The following is an 18,587-nucleotide window of genomic DNA, read 5'->3' on the forward strand; positions in this document are numbered from 1 at the left end:
CCGTATGCCTTAATAGGGCACGTATGGTTTGATAAGGGGCGGCAGAATTTAAACTCTGCCGCCTACTTTCTTGTATCTTTGAAAAAAAAGTGTTAAAATTTTATCTGTAGATGAAAGCGTTTTTCGCTTGTTTTAGGAGGAATTTATCATGTTAAAAGGGATAGCAGCAAGTGCTGGTGTATCTGTAGCTAAAGTTTACAAATTGGAAACACCAAAAGTTGTTATTGAAAAAAAAGCAGGAGTAGCTGAAGAAGAAGTTAAAAAATTCGAAGATGCTCTAGAAAAAACTAAAAAAGATATCGAAGGAGTAAAAGAAAGAGCAGCTAAACGTTTAAGTGACGAAGAATTAGCTGTATTTGATGCTCACTTAATGATGGCTGGTGACCCTGAATTAGCTGGTCAAATTAAAGCCATGATCGAAAATGATGGCGTTAATGCTGAATATGCGACTGAACAAGTAGCTAATCAAATGGTTGAAATGTTCGAAAGCATGGATAATGATTATTTCCGTGAAAGAGCAGCTGACATCAAAGACGTTACTTTCCGTTTAAAATGTAACTTATTAGGATTAACAATTCCTGATTTAACAAGCATTGCAGAAGATTCAATCATCGTTGCTCACGACTTGACTCCAAGCGATACAGCTCAGTTAAATGAATTTGTTAAGGGTTTCGCTACTGAAATCGGTGGTAAAACATCTCACTCAGCTATCATGGCTAACTCATTGGAAATCCCTGCAGTTGTAGGATGCCCTGGTGTATGTGATGCATGTAAGACTGGTGATACTTTGGCATTAGATGCATTAGATGGTGTTGTTGAAATCAATCCTGATGAAGCAACAATTACTAAATATGAAGCTAAGGCTGAAGCATTCTTAAAAGAAAAAGAAGAATTAAAAGTATTGAAAAACGAAAAATCAGTAACTAAAGATGGACACGAAGTTGAACTTGCTGGTAACATCGGTGGATTCAAAGATGTTGAAGGTGTATTGACTAATGGTGGTGAAGGTGTCGGATTGTTCCGTACAGAATTCTTGTACATGGATTCAGATCACTTCCCAACAGAAGACGAACAATTTGAAGCATACAAACAAGTATTAGAAGGTATGCAAGGTAAAAAAGTTGTTGTACGTACATTAGACATTGGTGGAGATAAACACTTATCTTACTATGAGTTCCCACAAGAAATGAACCCATTCTTAGGATATCGTGCAATCCGTCTTTGCTTAAAAGAAACAGATATCTTCAAAACTCAATTACGTGCATTATGCCGTGCATCTGTATACGGAAGACTTTGCATCATGTTCCCAATGATTGCTACAGTTAAAGAGTTCCGTGATGCGAAAGCAATCTTTGAAGAAGTTAAGGCTGAATTAGTCGCTGAAGGTGTTGCAGTTAGTGACAGCATTGAAGTAGGTATGATGGTTGAAATTCCTGCTGCTGCAGTTCTTGCTGATCAATTTGCTAAATATGCAGACTTCTTCTCAATTGGTACAAATGACTTGATCCAATACTCTATGGCTGCTGACCGTATGTCTGAACACGTTTCATACTTGTATCAACCATACAACCCAAGTGTATTACGTTTAGTTGCTAACACAATCAAAGGTGCTCACGAACATGGTAAATGGGTTGGAATGTGTGGAGCTATGGCTGGTGAACCACATGCAGTTCCAATTCTTTTAGGTTTAGGTCTTGACGAATTCTCAATGAGTGCTACTCAAATTTTAAAGGCTCGTAAGGTTGTTAAATCTTTAAGCTATGAAGAAATGCAAGGATTAGCTCAAGAATGCTTAAATAAAGACACTGCTGATGAAGTTTTAGAAACAGTTAAAACTAAATTAGGTGAATAATTAATTCGGGGGTTCTATTGACCCCCTTTTATTTTGTAGGGGGAATTTATGAAGCTTATATGGAAATATTTAATGAAATATAAAAAATGGTTCTTGTTGGATTTTATAAGCGTATTTGGCTTTGCCCTTGTTGAACTTGGAATTCCAACTATCATTTCAGATATGATTGATCATGGTATTGAAACACAAGATACAACTTATTTATATAGTCGTTTTGTATTGATGGCATTCATTAGTGTGATTGGTGTAAGTGGGGTTGTGCTACTTGGCTATTGCTGCTCAAAAATATCGACAAATATTACGCGTGATATTCGTAATGACGTTTTTGAACATGCACAAGCATTCTCGGCTGCTGAAATGGAAAAATTTGGTGTATCCAGTATGATTACACGTACAAATAATGATGCCTATCAAATTATGTTATTTTTAAATGTGATTTTAAAATCTGCATTATTAACACCGGTTATGATGTGTGTTTCGGTTATGTTAATTTTAAAAATCTCTTTAGAACTATCTTATGTAGTCTTAGCTACGATTCCTGTTGTTATTTTGGGCGTGATCATTGTTGCCAAAGTAAGTGAACCATTGAGTGAGAATCAACAAAAGTCGATTGACCACATTAATCAAATTTTGCGTGAAAATATTACTGGAATTCGCGTTATTCGTTCTTTTAATAAACAAGAGTATGAAAAGAAACGTTTCTCTAATGAAAATGATTTCTATCGAGATCAAAGTGCAAAATTATTTAAATTGATGTCTTGTACAGAACCATCTTTTTTCTTTTTGATGAATATCGCTACAGTCATTGTATATTATTTAAGTTGTACTTTATTAAATACAAATGCCATCACTTTAGGAAATGTAGTGGCCTTTGTAGAATACTTATTCCATGTTATGATGTCTGTATTGATTTTCTGTATGGTGTTTATGATGTATCCTAGAGCGAATGTATCGGCTAAGCGTATTCTGGAGGTTTTAGATACAAAACCAAGTATTGTCAATGATGAAAATTCTATTCAATTGGAATCTATTCAAACATTGAGTTTTAAAGATGTTACGTTCTCGTATCCAAATGGAGAAGAGGCCGTTTTAAAAAATATTGATTTTGTATGTCAAAAAGGTCAAAAGATCGCCGTGATTGGGAGTACAGGATCTGGTAAGAGTACATTAGTAAAATTAATGAATCGATTTTATGATGTAAGTCGTGGATCGATTGAAATCAATGGTGTTGATATTCGTAAATATAATTTAGAGAGTTTACGTGCCCAAATTGGATACGTTGCACAAAAGGCACATATGTTTAAAGGAAGTATTCAATCGAATATTTGTTTTGGTAAGCCTGAGGCTAGTGTTGAAGAGATGGTTCATGCAGCAACGGTTGCGCAAGCTAGCGATTTTATTTCGACAAGAGAGCATGGGTATGAAGATGAAATTGCAGAGGATGGAACGAATATTTCGGGTGGTCAGAAACAAAGGTTATCGATTGCTCGTGTTATCTTAAAAAAGCCATCCCTTTATATTTATGATGATAGTTTTAGTGCTTTAGATTTTAAAACGGATGCAACATTAAGAAAGGCATTGAAACCTGAAGTAAAGAATGCGATTTTCTTTGTGGTTGCCCAAAGAATTTCTACCATTATGGATTCGGATATGATCATTGTTTTGGATGAAGGTCAGATTATTGGAATGGGAACACATGCACAATTGTTAAAGGATTGTAGTGTGTATCAAGAGATTGCTCATTCACAATTAACACAAAAGGAGTTGGATGATTATGAAAGAAACTAAGAAAATGAAGTTTACTGAATGTCTATCTCATCTGTTTGTGTTTATAAAGCCATATCGCTTTAAATTGTTATTTGGAATTTTAATGATTATTACAGCCCAAGTGACTTTTGCCTTAAATCCGACTGTTGAAGGTATGATCACTACGCAATTAGCTGCAGATATTTCAGCGCATCAACCAATTCAGGTAGATAAAGTTGTACATATCTTATGTATCTTATTTTCCATCTATATTGTGAAGACAATATCTCAATTTTTAATGGCTGTTTTTATGACCGATGCGATTCAGAAGACGATGTTTGATGTGCGCAATGCGATTGAGAATAAAATTCATCATTTACCTGTATCTTATTTTGATCAAGAAAAAACGGGAGAGTTATTATCACGAATCACAAATGATGTGGATACATTATCGAATGCGTTGCAACAAACTTTATCACGAGTAATTTCAGCTATATGTACATTCACTTTTGTGCTATTCATGATGTTAAGAATCAATGTACTAATGACGTGTATCATTTTAGTGGCATTACCTGTTATTGCGCTCTTATCAAAATTTGTCGTTAAGAAATCACAGCCTCTATTTGATGATCAACAAAATACATTAGCCGATTTGAATGGTACCATCAATGAATTGTATGATGGATATAGTGAGATTCTTTCTTATAATCAACAAGAACATGCTTTAGAAAGATTTCAAAAAGATAATGAAAGAATGCGTGTATCTAGCTTTAAGGCGCAGTTTGTATCAAGTTTGATCAATCCATTATGTTCTTTGATTACCTATTTAAGTATTGGTTGTGCAAGCCTTGTTGGTTGTCTTCAAGTATTAAATGGAACTATCGCATTAGGGCAACTACAAGCATTTATTCGTTATATTTGGCAAATCAACGATCCAATTTCTCAAATATCTCAATTATCAAGTGCAGTACAATCTGCCTTTAGTGCCATGTCTCGTTTATTCACTTTCTTAAATCAACCAATTGAAGAGGATGTTATATCCAAATGTCAAATTGATGAAGTTCGCACTATTGAATTTGATCATGTACAATTTGGATATGATGATAATCTATTAATGAAGGATGTTAATATTGATGTACATCAAGGTCAAACCATCGCTATTGTAGGTCCTACAGGAGCAGGTAAGACAACATTGACAAACTTATTACTACGTTTTTATGATGTAAAGGGTGGAAGTATTAAAATTAATGGTATTGATATTCGAGAATTGTCATATCATGAATTAAGAAAACTATTTGCGTTAGTTCTACAAGATACGTGGTTGTTTGAGGGAAGTATTGAACAAAATATTGCGTATGGAAATGAGAAGGCGTTAAAGAATGAAATTGTAGAAGCCGCAAAACAAGCCAATGTCCATCACTTTATACGTACTTTAACCGATGGCTATGATACTTTGATCAATGAAGAGGGAAGTAATGTGAGTCAAGGGGAAAAACAATTATTAACGATTGCACGAGCTCTATTAAAAAATCCGGAAGTCTTGATTTTAGATGAAGCTACGAGTAGTGTAGATACAAGACTTGAAAGACGTCTTCAAGGTGCAATGGATCGAGTTATGGAAAATCGTACTTGTTTTGTGATTGCACACCGTTTATCTACTATTATCAATGCAGACAAGATTCTTGTGCTTGAACATGGGGATATTGTTGAACATGGTAGTCATGAAGAATTGTTAAATAAGAAGGGAGTTTATGCTAGATTGTATAATGCTCAGTTCGCAAAGTAAAAGTCTGATTTAGTTCAGACTTTTTTTGATGCCCTTGGCAATGACATACAATGGTGTTTCGTTTGTGTCCAATAGTCCTCGATTGATTGAATAATCGAGTTTATCGAGTTGTTTAAGAATGGAGTTGGACAATTTCACCGTATTCTTGTTGTTGAAATCACAATAGATTTCATATCCATTGGCTTCATATTCACTTGCGTTTACATGTATGGATACAAAGAGATCGGCATTCTTTTTCTTTGGCTAAATCACAACGCGTTTGTAAATTTTCTTTATTATCATTTGACCATGAAACAGAGTCACTTGTACGTGTATATACAACTTTATAGCCGTATGATTTCAGTTGTTTTCCAACAAGTAATGCGATATCTAAATTGATATCTTTTTCATAATCGCCATAGTTGCTTTCAGCTCCTACATCATATCCTCCATGAACGGCATCGATCATAATGGTTTGTTTTGTGCTTTTGGCAGAAACGGTAATATCGTTATGTAAGTAGAAGTGTTATGAATAATTTTTTCATGTGTTTATGAAAGCATGTAATCCTTAAATGTTTCTTAAATTACTGTCCCTTAAAACTAAGTTAAAACTGTACATTTTAAAGAATACAGCGAAATGATAATATAGGGACAAGTTTTAAAAAGGAGAAATGATTATGACAAATGAAACGACAAAAAGAATCGCAAAAACAGCTTTAATGATCGCATTGATCTTTGTATGTACATTCACAATTAAACTTCCAAATCCTGCAACTGGTGGATATACACATATGGGAGATTGTATGGCATTTCTTGCGGTGCTAGTTTTAGGTAAAAAAGACGGGGCTTTAGCTGCAGGCTTAGGAGCCGCATTAAGTGATTTATTGACTGGAGCCATGATTTGGGTGCTTCCTACATTTATCTTTAAATTCATTATGGGATATATTATGGGTGTTGTACTTGAAAAGGGAAGCAACGAAAAACTAGATTGGATTGCTGGAGCTAGCCTTGGTGGTTTGTTTCAATGTTTCGCATATACACTATTTAAGATTCCTTTATTTACAGCAGCAGTCGCCTTTGCGTCTGTACCTAGACTTTTAGCACAAACGATTATGGGTCTAATTATTTATGCGATCGTTGCGAATGTTTTGGCAAAATCTAAAGTGCTATCTTTACAAGGAGTTGTCGCATGAAAAAAATCGATGCACATGCACATTTAGGCTACATCGGTGGATGGGCCAATGTAAAAATGGATGCCGATGAATTGATTTCATTGATGGATACATATGAAATTGAAACGACAATGATTTGTGTTTTGGATAATGAAGAAGCATATAAGGCTATGCAGAAATATCCAGGTCGTATTGAAGGGTGTGTCTATGTGAATCCTTTAGAGCCAGATTGTTTAGATTTAATTGATCGATATGTAAAACTTGGCTTTAAAGCCATTAAGCTACAGCCATTACGCCATGCGTATTGTGCGGATAGTGAAATTGTAGATCCTGTATTAGATAAAGCCGAAGAATATGGAATTCCTGTTTGTATACATTCGGGGCATCCTCCTTATTCACTTCCTTGGCAAATTGGATTACTTGCCGAAAGACATCCAAATTGTAAAGTACTAATGATTCATATGGGACATGGTCATGGAGTTTATATTGATGCAGCATTAAAAATGGCTCGACGGTATCCAAATATTTACTTGGAAATGTCGGGTATGCCTATGCATACAAAAATTAAAGAAGCGTATGATACGGTTGGACATGATCGTATCCTGTTTGGAACGGATGGTCCTTTCCATCATCCTACAGTTGAGATGCAAAAAGTATTAATGTGTGGTGTTGATGAACAGGGCTTAGAAGATATTTTCTATAATAACGCAAAGAAATTTTTTGATGTATAGACAAAACTAGTAACGGGTAAACCTCATCAATTTACCCGCTTTTTTTCTTTTTTTATATGAAACTTATGTGATGCCTCTCCAAAACTAACAACTTCCGTTGTTAGTCTTTTTTATGTCCATTTGCTCGTTTTTCTTAAACTAAGAGTTTCTTTTAGAAAAGTGAAACAGTGATTTAACACGTCTCCCTTAAACTAAGAGCTTCCATAGGTAAACAAAGAGCTGAACAGGTAGGAAGAAAAATCCTATTTGTTCAGCTTTTGTGTTTATAAAAGTTCTAAGAAGAATCGAATTACTATTTCATATCAGGTGACTTTTTCTAAGTTACGGAAGGGTGTTTTTTCATTCATAGAAAATTTATAGTTCGATATATTGACAATCGTGAATGTATGGGATAGACTAAGTATAGTTTTACAGGAAGGAATGGATACTATGAGTTATAAAGAAGATGTTCGTATGATTAAGGCTTTGGCAGATGAAAACAGACTTCGTATTTTGGAATGTTTGCATCATGGAGAAAAATGTGCCTGTGTTATACTTGAAGAGTTATCCATTACCCAATCAACTCTTTCTCATCATATGAAATTGCTTTGCGACTGTGGACTTGTCGATTCTAGAAAAGATGGGCGATGGATGCACTACTCAATTTCAGAGGAAGGGAAAAACCGTTTTAAGGATATGTTTTCTCATTATGTTGAAACCATTGATTCAGATGGTGGATGCAACTGCGATAAGTGCGAATAATATATACATTAGGCAATCAGGTAAGATTGCCTTTCTCTTAAACGAAAACATTGATATATGTAAAACTATAAAACTAACAGGAGGCTAGATATGCAATTTTTGACTACGATTTGGATATTCATACAAGATCAAATTTTAGGAATGAAATGGCTTAGTTTATTGATTGGAGAGTTCTTATACTCTATTGGTCTTGATACATCTGGGAAGATTGGAGGCAGTGTTCAGTTTTTTATCTATGATGTGATAAAAATTGTTTTCTTGCTTTGTGTGCTGATTTTTATCATTAGTTATATTCAGAGTTATTTTCCGCCAGAAAGAACTAAACGAATACTTGGAAGATTTCATGGAATTGGTGCAAACATCTTAGCAGCATTACTAGGAACAGTTACTCCCTTTTGTTCTTGTTCTTCCATTCCTCTTTTTATTGGATTTACAAGTGCTGGATTACCATTAGGAGTTACATCCAGTTTCCTTATTTCATCTCCAATGGTAGACATTGGGTCGCTGGTGCTATTGATGAGTATCTTTGGAACGAAAGTGGCAGTAGTTTATGTGTTGCTCGGTCTTGTGATTGCAGTTGCAGGCGGAACACTTATCGAAAAACTTCACCTTGAAAATCAGGTAGAAGAATTTATAAGAAATGCAAAGCAAATCGATATTCCATTGGAAGAACTAACGGTTATAGACAGAATGAAATATGCGTTGGAGCAGGTTGTTGAAACATTTAAAAAAGTCTTCCCATATATTCTTGTTGGTGTTGGAATAGGAGCCTTTATTCACAACTGGATACCAGAAGATATCATAGTGAGATTTCTTGGTACTGGTAATCCATTTGGTGTCATTATTGCTACAATTGCAGGGGTTCCGATGTATGCAGATATCTTTGGATGTATTCCTATTGCAGAAGCACTGCTTGCTAAAGGTGCAAGATTGGGCGTTGTGTTGTCATTTATGATGGGAGTAACCACACTGTCTCTTCCATCCATGATTATGCTGAAAAAGGCAATCAAACCAAAACTCTTAGGTCTGTTCATTGGAATTTGTACCGTAGGAATTATTATTGTTGGTTATGCATTTAATGCATTTCAATATTTACTTATTTAACAGGAGGAAAAGATTATGTCATTATTTGGATTAGGAAAGAAAAAAGAAGAAGTTAAGATAGAGCCAGCTTGTGCTTGCAATGGAGAAGTAGCTACTTATGAAGCATCATCATGTTGCTGTGGCAATCAAAAGGTAAATAACTGTTGTGGTGGAGATAATAAGCTTACAAGCATTAAGGTGCTTGGTGCTGGGTGTAAAAGCTGTCATGATCAGTATGAAAATGTTAAAAAGTCCATTGAAGAACTAGGGTTAGAAATTGAAGTAGAATATATCACAGATATGGAAAAGGTTATGGCTTACGGTGTTATGAGTATGCCTGCCATTGTTGTGAATGAAACAGTTGCTTCAATGGGTAAGGTATTAAAGAGCTGTGAAGTAATTAAGCTGCTTGGAAAGATGGGATTTTAATGGCAAAGAAAAAGAGTGAAGGAATTAATTTTTTCCAAAAGTATCTTACAATCTGGGTATTTATATGTATGGTAGTCGGAGTAATCATTGGTAAGCTTTTACCGGCCATACCTAATGCACTCGGTAGTCTTGAAATATCTGGGATTTCTATTCCGATTGCAATACTTATCTGGATTATGATTTATCCAATGATGCTTAAAGTGGATTTTCAGAGTATTAAACAAGTGGGAAAGAATCCCAAAGGGCTTTTCATTACATGGATTACAAATTGGCTAATAAAACCAGTTACCATGTATGGAATTGCATCATTGTTCTTGTTTACAGTATTTAAAGGATTTATTGCACCAGAACTTGCTACTCAGTATCTTGCAGGAGCAGTGCTTCTTGGAGCAGCACCATGTACAGCAATGGTATTTGTATGGAGTACTCTTACAAAAGGAAATCCTGCTTATACTGTGGTACAGGTAGCAACGAACGATTTAATCATACTGATTGCATTTGTGCCAATTGTAAAATTTTTGCTTGGAGTATCAAATGTATCAGTACCCTATGGAACATTGTTTATCAGTGTGATTCTGTTTGTGGTGATTCCACTTGTTGGGGGTGTATTAACAAGAATAGTTGTAGTTAAAAATAAAGGAATAGGGTATTTTGAAAACACTTTTGTTCATAAGTTTGATAAGGCAACTACAGTTGGCTTGCTTCTTACTTTGGTTTTAATATTTGCATCACAAACAGAGGTTATCTTATCAAATCGTTTGCACATAGTGTTGATAGCAGTACCGCTCACGGTTCAGACTGTTCTTATTTTCTTTATTGCTTATTCAGCATCAAAGATATTTGGATTGTCACATGATATAGCAGCACCGGCAGGAATGATAGGGGCATCAAACTTCTTTGAGTTAGCTGTAGCCGTAGCTATTGCATTATTTGGTACAACGAGTCCGGCTGCGCTTGCAACAACGGTAGGTGTATTAACAGAAGTTCCTGTTATGCTTGTGCTTGTAAAGGTTGCCAATAGTACAAGAGGATGGTTTAAGAAATGATAGATGGAAGAAAAAAGGTAGCATTTATCTGTGTTCACAATTCCTGTAGAAGTCAGATTGCCGAGGCACTTGGGAAACATCTAGCATCGGATGTGTTTGAAAGCTATTCTGCCGGGACAGAAACAAAGCCACAAATCAATCAGGATGCTGTTCGTATAATGAAAAAACTCTATGGAATTGATATGGAAACAAATGGTCAATACAGCAAGTTAATTACAGATATCCCAGACGTAGACATCGTAATTTCAATGGGATGTAATGTTGGATGTCCTTTTATCGGTAGACCTTTTGATGATAACTGGGGACTAGATGACCCTACAGGAAAAGATGATGTGGATTTTATTAAAGTGATTCGTGAAATTGAAGAAAGAATTATTAAATTGAAGAATAGTTTATAATCATTAGCACCTTGCAGCAATGCAGGGGGGTTGTCATTTTTAGAAAATTTACATGGTGGAAATATGCCAGGATTGAATTTATCAACCAAATGGTTTGTAATATATAAAGTTAAGGTACGATTAGACATGGAGGAATATAACTTGGAAGTTACAGAATTAAGTTAATCGTGCCATCTTGAGGATGGAAAAGTGTATAAAAATTAGATAATGACTAAATTGAAACGGCTTTTTTAGTCTAATCCTAGACTATGTTATCCGTTTTTAGTTTTACCGTTTCAAGTGAGTATTATCCGTTCTTACTTTAACGATTTGTGTTCTGTCTCGCTAAATGCACGGCCTAGTTTCTATATGCATGTTATAGTTTAACGATGACATTTGATGTATAGACAAAACTAGTAACGGGTAAAGCTTAACGGCTTTCCCTTTTTTTCGTTTCTTTTATGAAACTTAGGCGTGCGCTTTTATCTCCTTTTCGCATTGAATGGTTTCTTTATGTGAAACTATAAAATGTATTTAGAAATCTATTCCGATAAAAGTGCTCAAAATCGTTAAACTAAGACTGGGTAACTTAGTCTAAAACTAGTCTAAGAATTTTTTAACTAAGCACACTGTCTCTCCAAAACTAACAACTTCCATTGTTGGTCTTTTTTTATGTCCGTTTGCTCGTTTTTCTTAAACTAAGAGCTTCTTTTAGAAAAGTGATTCAGTGAAATGACCACATTTTCCTTTAACTAACAACTTCTTTTACAAAACTCATACAGTGAGTTGGCACTAAAACGGTTAAACTAAGAATTACGTTTACAAATTGGTAATATGATGGTGTTACAAATTTTTTGTATGAAAACTAAACACGATATATTTCCTCTCTACAAACCACTTATATTTTGTGTTAGAATAAATTAATAAATCGGGATTTATCAGAAAATGAGGAATAGTTGAAATGGAGGCGCTATAATAACATGAAGATTGAAGGGAACCAGAAAGAACTGAATGCGATGGTAGAATTTCATAAGGGAAACCGTGTCGAGGGGCTGAGACTGCAAGAAGAATTTGCAGCAGAATTTCGTAAGGAGTATAAAGACAAAGATCACTGTCCTTGCCTGAAAGCCTGTCGTTATCACGGAAACTGTAAGGAATGTGTAGCAATCCACAGAGCGCATCAGGAACATGTTCCTAATTGTATGCGACCATTGATTAATAAAAAATTGAAATTGATGTCAGAATTAACAGAGCATACCTTGGCAAATGAAATAGAAGCTCCACATGAGATTTTAAGAAAATAGGAAAGTCAAATTTCAGTTTGTCGATGTATAGACAAAACTAGTAACGGGTAAACCTCATCAATTTACCCGCTTTTTTTATGCCTTCTATTTAACTATTGGGAGTGTTTTGGAGGTTTCCGTGAAGATGGCTTGTCCAAGTTGTAAAAAAAGAAGACCTTCATCGAAAGCACCTGCATCTAAGAATATCTGTGATTACATCTCGAACGCCTAAGGACAAAGAGACTTAATGTTTCTTTGTTTTTTGTGCTTTATTGAGCACGAATAAGCAAACGTAATTCTTAGTTTCATGAAGTGAGAACAAATCTTTTTCTTAAAAGAAGCTGTTAGTTTCATGAAAACAGTTATAAAGCGATATAGGTTTTACAAGTTTTTATTGGTAATATGATGGTGTTACAAATTTTTTGTATGAAAATTAAACACGATATATTTCCTCTCTACAAACCACTTATATTTTGTGTTAAAATAAATCAATAAATCGAATTTGTATGATTGAAATGAAAACTTCAAAAATATATTGACTTGTACGTAACGTACACCCTTATACTATCATCACAAGGAGGTGTGTCCGATGTTATTAAATGAAATTATTAAGGAAGTCGGAATGACAAAGCGTGCAGTTAAATACTATGAAGAAAAAGGATTGTTGTCAGTAGATAAAGATAGCAACGGCTATCGAAACTACTCCATGCAAGACGTTAAAACTTTAAAAAAAATTTCGGTATATAGAAAGCTTGGGATTGGTATTAAAGATATACAAACCCTTTTGGAAAAAGATGATAAAAGTATTCTTTTACGTATTTATCAGGAAAAATTACAGGAAAAAATTTTACAGGACTCAGAACTTGAAGCGTTGAAGCAATTTATAGATGATGGTAATGCAGACAAGGCAAATGAGATACTTGATTACCAAACTGTCGAAAATGCGATTGAGTCTTTATTACCGGGGAAAGAATGGGGAGATTACTTAAAAAGTCACTTAAAAAGTCACTTCAAACCATTTCTTAATGTGAGATTAAAGACTCTGGAGCAGAAGCAAGCCTTACGGAACATATTAGAGTATTGTGATGAAACGACATTGAAAGTTCCTTTTATTATGGGAATAGGTGTAAAAATAGCAGGTGGGATTGCACCGGAAACAAGAACTGCAGATGAGATGATAGCTTATTATCGTGATATGAGTGAAAGCGAATATGAAAAATTAAAAGAAATGGTAAAGAAAGGTGCTAAAATGAAAACTGGCATTATGAAATATCATCCGTCATTTATTGCCCAGAGAAAAATGCAGAAAGAGTTCCAAGATAAAGGATATAACGACATATTCATTCCTAATTTGATGGTGCTATCTCCACAGTACGCAGAATACAAAAAAGCCTTAGATAAGGTAAACGATAGAATGTGTAGAGAACTTGGACTGCATTATGATAGCAATTACAACTTAGTTATAAAAAATCTCGAATAAATTAGTGTATCTAAAAAGAAACAGAAGTTGGAAGGAGAAGTACTTATGCGTACCAAGAAAGTAATATTTAGTGTTTTAACGATTATTTTCGGTTCTCTTGGACTGATGAACATAGTGTCTACTGATATAACACTGCCAATTATGTTTGTTTTTATGGGATTAACCTTTTTGACGAATGCAAGGGAGTGTTATGATAATGGTGCAAAGAAAGATGCTATGATATTTGCAGGTGTAGCAATTTTTGTCTATGTAGTTACTGCATATAACTTGATAATCAGATTAATGCCTTTATATCAGATTTCATTAATAGAGGATTATATAAAACTGGTGTTTCAGTAAATAAAGATGATCAATTAATGACATTGGTTACTTGTGATACAAGAGATAACAATAAGAGAATTGTAATTCTAGCTAAATTGGTTAATATAGCAAATGTTTAAAAACTAAGGTGTATGATATTATTTAGCTAGATAAATTAGAATTTGAAGTTGATATATGATTAAAGAAGGTATTTTATGAACATAAAAAAAATAGGACAATGTATCAAAGAAAATAGGGAGCGAAAAGGTTTAACTACACTACAGTTAGCACAACTTCTTAAAACTGATATTGTATCTGTGCAATCTTATGAAAAAGGCGAAAAAAAACCAACAGTAAAAGAATTGGAAGTGATTTCAAATGTTTTGGATATTCCGTTGATAGTTTTGCTTCACGGCGGTGGAGAGGTTGAAATGCTTCAAAGAAATGAGGATGGGACAAAATGCAAATGGAATAAGTATTAAATTAATAAATCCCAGTTTGTCGATGTATAGACAAAACTAGTAACGGGTAAACCTCATCAATTTACCCACTTTTTTTATGCCTTCTATTTAACTATGGGGAGTGTTTTGGAGGTTTCTGTGAGGATGGTTTGTCCAAGTTGTAAAAAGAGAAGACCTTCATTGAAAGCACCTGTATCTAAGAACATCTGTGATTACATCTCGAATGCATAGAACAAAGAGACTTTATATGTTTCTTTGTTTTTTTATGTTTACTCAGAGAATACTCTAAACAAACACGAGAAGGAGTCTTTGTAGTCTAATTCTAGACTGTGTTACCTGTTTTTAGTTTCACCGTTTCAAGTGAGTATTATCCGTTCTTACTTTAACGATTTGTGTTCTGTCTCGCTAAATGCACGGCTTAGTTTCTATATGCACGTTATAGTTTAACGATGACATTTGAATTAGGATAGTTTTTTCGTATGATGAAGCCAATCACAGCTTAAAGACTTTGTTTACTTTGCCTATTTCTAAATCGGATTATGTGAAAGAAAAATATTTGTTTTCTTTGATTATTACGGGAATTGGTTTTGTGTTTGTCACAATATTAGGTTGTTTCCGTAAAAGTGCTTTATGGAAACACTTATAATTTTATCAACAGCTTTGTTGTTGTTAGCTTTATCTTTGCCTTTTCAATTAAAGGAAGGCAACGAAAAAGGAAGAATTGTATTGTTTGTAGTTGTGTTTGGATGTACTTTCTTATTCGCTTTCTTAAATCAATTTATTCCTAAGTTCTTTCAATCGATTGAATCGTTATTGAACACATTAGATCCTATTATGTTTAGTGTGGGTTTATTGATTACAAGTTTTATTCTATACTTTATTTCTATGAGGATTTCAATTCGTGTATACAATAAGCGAATTCTTGATTAACGTACTAATTTATCTACAATACTGTTGATGATATTCGCAATTTCTTCACAAGATTCAATACATCCTGCATCGATCCATTGTTGAATGGTGGCTAGAGATCCAAAAAGAATGTAGTTTTTGATGTATGGATTGTTTTGAGAGACTTGTTCAAGCTGATTGTTGATGGAATCGAGTGCTAGAACTTGTTTAGGAAATTCATTGTCGACATTGCATTCAAAAAAGATTTTGATGGTTTCTTTATTAAATTTTAAAAATTGGAGTAATTGGATAAAAGAAGTTTCTTTTGGTTGATCATTTAATTGTTCATTGATCAATTGAATGACTTCTTGCTCCATTTCTTTAATGACATCATATTGACTTCCATAATACTTATAAAAGGTGGAACGATTGATATCGGCCTTTTCACATAAGCTAGAAATGGTAATCTTATTGATGTCTTTTTCTTTTAGACATTCAAATAAAGCTAGACGAATGAATTTTTTTGTCATTTGTATTTTTCTGTTCATAATCAACACCTGTTGCTTTCGTAACAATATGTTAAAATCAGTCGATTGAAAAATCAAGAGATATTTTTTTATAATTAACTCAAGCGGAGGGATTTTATGCTTCAATGTAAAAATATTATAAAAGATTATGTTTCAGGAGATGAAATTGTACATGCATTAAAAGGTGTATCACTTTCTTTTCGTGAACATGAATTTGTTTCAATACTTGGACAGAGTGGATGTGGCAAGACTACGTTTCTAAATATTATTGGTGGTTTGGATCATTATACTTCGGGTGATTTGATTATTAATGGAAAAAGTACAAAGGACTATAGTGATAAAGACTGGGATACGTATCGTAATCATCAGGTTGGTTTTGTGTTTCAATCCTATAATCTAATCATGCATCAGAGTGTTTTAAGTAATGTAGAATTGGCTTTAACACTAACGGGAGTCAATAAAGAGGAAAGAAGAAAAAGAGCTATAGAGGCTTTAAATAAGGTTGGACTTTCGAATCAAATTCATAAAAAGCCAACCCAGATGTCGGGTGGACAAATGCAGCGTGTTGCGATTGCCCGTGCCATTGTCAATAATCCGGATATTATTTTGGCAGATGAGCCAACTGGTGCTTTGGATAGTGCCACAAGTGTGCAGATTATGGAGATCTTAAAGGAAATCTCTAAAGATAAGCTTGTCATTATGGTTACACACAATCCGCAATTGGCCGATGAATATTCAAGCCGAATCATTCGTTTAAAGGATGGCACTTTAGTTTCGGATTCCAATCCTTTTAATGAAACAGAAACAAATGTGGATACGAGTGTGTTAAAAAGACCTGGCATGTCTTTTAAAATGGCTTGCTCATTAAGTTTAAATAATTTAATGACAAAAAAAGCACGTACTTTTTTAACCTCTTTTGCCGGAAGCATTGGAATTATTGGAATTGCTTTGATTATGTCATTGTCGCATGGTATGCAGTCGTATATTGATCAAATGGAAAATGATACAATGGCCAGTTATCCGATTGAGATTCAATCGAGTTCGAGTGATGTGTCTACATTGATGACAACGATGATGGGCATGAAGAAAAAGACAGAGGAACATAAGGATTCTAAAATCTATTCTCGTCCTTATGTAGAGGATGTATTAGAATCTTTATCGAGTTCAAAGAAGAATAATCTATCGGCTTTTAAATCCTATATTGAAAGTGGTAAGGGTAAAGAATTTAGAAAGACGGCGAAGGCAATTGAGTATGATTATAATTTAAATTTACAAGTTTATAATGAGAATACAGATTCTGGCTTAGTGCAAGTATCGCCAAATGGTTTGTTGGATAAATTAGGCATGTCGGATATGATGTCCCTGCAATCTCAATTTGTGGATTCAAGTGCTATGACCAATGATCAAGTATGGCTTTCTTTACCCGAATCGAAAAAGCTTCGAGATGATGAATATCAGCTTGTCGAAGGTAAGTGGCCAACAAACTATAATGAGGTGGTTTTAGAGGTCGATGAAAATAATGAGATTACCGATTATGCACTTTATTCTTTAGGATTATTGGATCAGGATGAATTGGTTAAGAATTATCAAAAGATTTTAAATGGAGAGACGGATAAGATTTCAAAGACAAACCTAGAATCGTATAGTGTGGATGATATCTTAAATTTGAAGTTTAGATTGGTTCTAAATAGCGATTTATATCAAAAGGTAAATGGTTTATGGATTAACCAAAGTGAAAATGAATCGTATATGAAGGATGTTGTTTCGAAGAGTCCTGAAATCAAGGTGGTTGGAATTATTAAACCAAGCGATTCAACTGTATCACAACCAACAATGGGTGGTGTGTATTATACAAAGGCTATGGAAGAGTATGTAACTTCTAAGACGGAGAATTCTCAAATTGTAAAAGAACAAAAGGCAAATCCAAATATCAATATTTTTACGCAGACTGAATTTGCCTCAGGCCAAAAGATTAGTATGTCAAATCTTACAAATGAGCAGATGATGCAGCTTTCAAGTATGTCGCAAGAAGAATTGATGAATTATATGAATACGTATAATGAGAATATCAATGCGACATATGATTCGAATTTGACAAAACTTGGCGTTGTAGATTATTCAACTCCGACAAAGATTTCTTTGTATGCGTCAAGTTTTGATGGAAAAGAAAAGCTGAGTGATTTGATTACTTCTTATAATAAGAAACAGACAAAGAGTAATGTGATCACATACAACGATTTTATCGGGACAATGTTAAGTTCAGTAACAAGTGTTGTGAATATCATTAGTTATATCTTGATTGCCTTTGTATCTGTATCTCTGATTGTATCAAGCATCATGATTGGTATAATTACGTATATTTCGGTATTGGAGCGTACAAAAGAGATTGGTATCTTACGCTCAATTGGTGCTAGTAAAAAAGATATTACGCGTGTATTTAATGCAGAAACATTTATTATTGGATTGATTAGTGGTGTATTAGGCATATTAATTACACTTGTATTGAATGTTCCAATTAGTGTGGTCGTTGAGAATATGACTGGTGTTGCGCATATTGCCAAATTACCAGTCAATGGAGCTATATTCTTGATTTTCATTGATTTAGTATTAACGATTCTTGCAGGTTTGATTCCATCCAAGATTGCGAGTAAAAAAGATCCTGTAGAGGCATTAAGAAGTGAGTAATCACTTCTTTTTTGGTATAAT

Annotated in this window: 20 protein-coding genes; 17 read left to right on the forward strand and 3 right to left on the reverse strand. The window is 34.2% G+C overall.

The window, feature by feature from the left end:
• Positions 1 to 148: 148 nt before the first annotated feature.
• Genes ptsP through LJE08_RS06990 form a run of 3 tightly spaced genes read left to right on the forward strand, consistent with a single transcriptional unit; the run spans position 149 to position 5,384 of the window.
• Positions 149 to 1,852, forward strand: a complete 1,704-nt coding sequence (gene ptsP / locus LJE08_RS06980; RefSeq protein ID WP_217256653.1) for a phosphoenolpyruvate--protein phosphotransferase — start codon at positions 149 to 151, stop codon at positions 1,850 to 1,852.
• A 48-nt stretch (positions 1,853 to 1,900) separates the two neighbouring features.
• Complete coding sequence (locus LJE08_RS06985) at positions 1,901 to 3,640, forward strand: ABC transporter ATP-binding protein (protein WP_217256654.1); 1,740 nt, start codon at positions 1,901 to 1,903, stop codon at positions 3,638 to 3,640.
• Positions 3,621 to 5,384, forward strand: a complete 1,764-nt coding sequence (locus LJE08_RS06990; RefSeq protein ID WP_227402785.1) for an ABC transporter ATP-binding protein — start codon at positions 3,621 to 3,623, stop codon at positions 5,382 to 5,384. Before LJE08_RS06985 ends, LJE08_RS06990 begins: the two co-directional genes overlap by 20 nt.
• A gap of 9 nt (positions 5,385 to 5,393) precedes the next feature.
• Here the strand turns inward: LJE08_RS06990 and LJE08_RS15290 are convergent, their stop codons facing one another.
• Positions 5,394 to 5,594: a hypothetical protein gene (locus tag LJE08_RS15290; RefSeq protein WP_353736364.1), complete on the reverse strand. Its 201-nt coding sequence runs from the start codon at positions 5,592 to 5,594 to the stop codon at positions 5,394 to 5,396.
• Positions 5,575 to 5,832, reverse strand: a complete 258-nt coding sequence (locus LJE08_RS15060) for an N-acetylmuramoyl-L-alanine amidase (protein ID WP_238635982.1) — start codon at positions 5,830 to 5,832, stop codon at positions 5,575 to 5,577. Before LJE08_RS15060 ends, LJE08_RS15290 begins: the two co-directional genes overlap by 20 nt.
• Before the next feature lie 208 nt (positions 5,833 to 6,040).
• Between LJE08_RS15060 and LJE08_RS07000 the strand changes: the two genes are divergently transcribed.
• From LJE08_RS07000 to LJE08_RS15065, 13 genes are all read left to right on the forward strand, one after another.
• Positions 6,041 to 6,556 (forward strand): ECF transporter S component, encoded by a 516-nt coding sequence (locus LJE08_RS07000; protein WP_117925662.1) that lies wholly within the window; start codon positions 6,041 to 6,043, stop codon positions 6,554 to 6,556.
• Positions 6,553 to 7,266, forward strand: coding sequence for an amidohydrolase family protein (locus tag LJE08_RS07005; protein ID WP_227402786.1), 714 nt, complete (start codon positions 6,553 to 6,555; stop codon positions 7,264 to 7,266). Before LJE08_RS07000 ends, LJE08_RS07005 begins: the two co-directional genes overlap by 4 nt.
• Positions 7,267 to 7,695: 429 nt before the next feature.
• Entirely contained in the window at positions 7,696 to 8,007 is a 312-nt protein-coding gene (locus tag LJE08_RS07010; RefSeq protein ID WP_186998762.1) for a metalloregulator ArsR/SmtB family transcription factor, read from the forward strand.
• Between the two features lie 90 nt (positions 8,008 to 8,097).
• Positions 8,098 to 9,111 (forward strand): permease, encoded by a 1,014-nt coding sequence (locus tag LJE08_RS07015; protein ID WP_227402787.1) that lies wholly within the window; start codon positions 8,098 to 8,100, stop codon positions 9,109 to 9,111.
• A gap of 15 nt (positions 9,112 to 9,126) precedes the next feature.
• On the forward strand, positions 9,127 to 9,519 hold the full coding sequence (locus LJE08_RS07020) for a thioredoxin family protein (protein ID WP_227402788.1): 393 nt from the start codon (positions 9,127 to 9,129) through the stop codon (positions 9,517 to 9,519).
• Positions 9,519 to 10,565 carry an ACR3 family arsenite efflux transporter gene (gene arsB / locus LJE08_RS07025; RefSeq protein ID WP_255650321.1) on the forward strand — a complete coding sequence of 349 codons (1,047 nt, stop codon included), beginning with the start codon at positions 9,519 to 9,521 and terminating at the stop codon, positions 10,563 to 10,565. Before LJE08_RS07020 ends, arsB begins: the two co-directional genes overlap by 1 nt.
• Entirely contained in the window at positions 10,562 to 10,963 is a 402-nt protein-coding gene (locus LJE08_RS07030) for an arsenate reductase ArsC (RefSeq protein WP_186998764.1), read from the forward strand. The genes arsB and LJE08_RS07030 overlap by 4 nt, the downstream gene beginning before the upstream one ends.
• Positions 10,964 to 11,922: 959 nt before the next feature.
• The gene (locus tag LJE08_RS07035; RefSeq protein ID WP_186998765.1) at positions 11,923 to 12,246 is read left to right on the forward strand and encodes an LPS biosynthesis protein; all 324 of its coding nucleotides are present in this window, start codon (positions 11,923 to 11,925) and stop codon (positions 12,244 to 12,246) included.
• A 568-nt stretch (positions 12,247 to 12,814) separates the two neighbouring features.
• Positions 12,815 to 13,705: a MerR family transcriptional regulator gene (locus LJE08_RS07040; protein ID WP_117926803.1), complete on the forward strand. Its 891-nt coding sequence runs from the start codon at positions 12,815 to 12,817 to the stop codon at positions 13,703 to 13,705.
• A gap of 45 nt (positions 13,706 to 13,750) precedes the next feature.
• Complete coding sequence (locus LJE08_RS07045; RefSeq protein ID WP_186998766.1) at positions 13,751 to 14,044, forward strand: hypothetical protein; 294 nt, start codon at positions 13,751 to 13,753, stop codon at positions 14,042 to 14,044.
• Between the two features lie 176 nt (positions 14,045 to 14,220).
• Entirely contained in the window at positions 14,221 to 14,487 is a 267-nt protein-coding gene (locus tag LJE08_RS07050; RefSeq protein ID WP_186998767.1) for a helix-turn-helix domain-containing protein, read from the forward strand.
• A 445-nt stretch (positions 14,488 to 14,932) separates the two neighbouring features.
• Positions 14,933 to 15,112 (forward strand): ABC-2 transporter permease, encoded by a 180-nt coding sequence (locus tag LJE08_RS15295; RefSeq protein WP_370633245.1) that lies wholly within the window; start codon positions 14,933 to 14,935, stop codon positions 15,110 to 15,112.
• Positions 15,097 to 15,396 carry an ABC-2 transporter permease gene (locus LJE08_RS15065; RefSeq protein WP_255650322.1) on the forward strand — a complete coding sequence of 100 codons (300 nt, stop codon included), beginning with the start codon at positions 15,097 to 15,099 and terminating at the stop codon, positions 15,394 to 15,396. Before LJE08_RS15295 ends, LJE08_RS15065 begins: the two co-directional genes overlap by 16 nt.
• On the opposite strand, the gene LJE08_RS07060 is transcribed toward LJE08_RS15065, so the two are convergent.
• Positions 15,393 to 15,902, reverse strand: coding sequence for a TetR/AcrR family transcriptional regulator (locus tag LJE08_RS07060; protein WP_117924266.1), 510 nt, complete (start codon positions 15,900 to 15,902; stop codon positions 15,393 to 15,395). The two genes, LJE08_RS15065 and LJE08_RS07060, sit on opposite strands and share 4 nt — an antisense overlap.
• Positions 15,903 to 15,998: 96 nt before the next feature.
• On the opposite strand from LJE08_RS07060, the gene LJE08_RS07065 reads away from it, so the two are divergent.
• Entirely contained in the window at positions 15,999 to 18,566 is a 2,568-nt protein-coding gene (locus LJE08_RS07065; RefSeq protein WP_227402789.1) for an ABC transporter ATP-binding protein/permease, read from the forward strand.
• Positions 18,567 to 18,587 lie beyond the last annotated feature (21 nt).

The sequence above is a fragment of the Holdemanella sp. DFI.5.55 genome (assembly GCF_020593575.1).
In the GTDB taxonomy this organism is placed as follows: Bacteria; Bacillota_I; Bacilli_A; order Erysipelotrichales; family Erysipelotrichaceae; genus Holdemanella; species Holdemanella hominis.

Coding starts and splice junctions, on each gene's coding strand:
- ptsP (WP_217256653.1), top strand. CDS start 149: ATGTTAAAAGGGATAGCAGCAAGTGCTGGTGTATCTGTAGCTAAAGTT.
- LJE08_RS06985 (WP_217256654.1), top strand. CDS start 1,901: ATGAAGCTTATATGGAAATATTTAATGAAATATAAAAAATGGTTCTTG.
- LJE08_RS06990 (WP_227402785.1), top strand. CDS start 3,621: ATGATTATGAAAGAAACTAAGAAAATGAAGTTTACTGAATGTCTATCT.
- LJE08_RS15060 (WP_238635982.1), bottom strand. CDS start 5,832: ATGATCGATGCCGTTCATGGAGGATATGATGTAGGAGCTGAAAGCAAC.
- LJE08_RS07000 (WP_117925662.1), top strand. CDS start 6,041: ATGACAAATGAAACGACAAAAAGAATCGCAAAAACAGCTTTAATGATC.
- LJE08_RS07005 (WP_227402786.1), top strand. CDS start 6,553: ATGAAAAAAATCGATGCACATGCACATTTAGGCTACATCGGTGGATGG.
- LJE08_RS07010 (WP_186998762.1), top strand. CDS start 7,696: ATGAGTTATAAAGAAGATGTTCGTATGATTAAGGCTTTGGCAGATGAA.
- LJE08_RS07015 (WP_227402787.1), top strand. CDS start 8,098: ATGCAATTTTTGACTACGATTTGGATATTCATACAAGATCAAATTTTA.
- LJE08_RS07020 (WP_227402788.1), top strand. CDS start 9,127: ATGTCATTATTTGGATTAGGAAAGAAAAAAGAAGAAGTTAAGATAGAG.
- arsB (WP_255650321.1), top strand. CDS start 9,519: ATGGCAAAGAAAAAGAGTGAAGGAATTAATTTTTTCCAAAAGTATCTT.
- LJE08_RS07030 (WP_186998764.1), top strand. CDS start 10,562: ATGATAGATGGAAGAAAAAAGGTAGCATTTATCTGTGTTCACAATTCC.
- LJE08_RS07035 (WP_186998765.1), top strand. CDS start 11,923: ATGAAGATTGAAGGGAACCAGAAAGAACTGAATGCGATGGTAGAATTT.
- LJE08_RS07040 (WP_117926803.1), top strand. CDS start 12,815: ATGTTATTAAATGAAATTATTAAGGAAGTCGGAATGACAAAGCGTGCA.
- LJE08_RS07045 (WP_186998766.1), top strand. CDS start 13,751: ATGCGTACCAAGAAAGTAATATTTAGTGTTTTAACGATTATTTTCGGT.
- LJE08_RS07050 (WP_186998767.1), top strand. CDS start 14,221: ATGAACATAAAAAAAATAGGACAATGTATCAAAGAAAATAGGGAGCGA.
- LJE08_RS15065 (WP_255650322.1), top strand. CDS start 15,097: ATGGAAACACTTATAATTTTATCAACAGCTTTGTTGTTGTTAGCTTTA.
- LJE08_RS07060 (WP_117924266.1), bottom strand. CDS start 15,902: ATGAACAGAAAAATACAAATGACAAAAAAATTCATTCGTCTAGCTTTA.
- LJE08_RS07065 (WP_227402789.1), top strand. CDS start 15,999: ATGCTTCAATGTAAAAATATTATAAAAGATTATGTTTCAGGAGATGAA.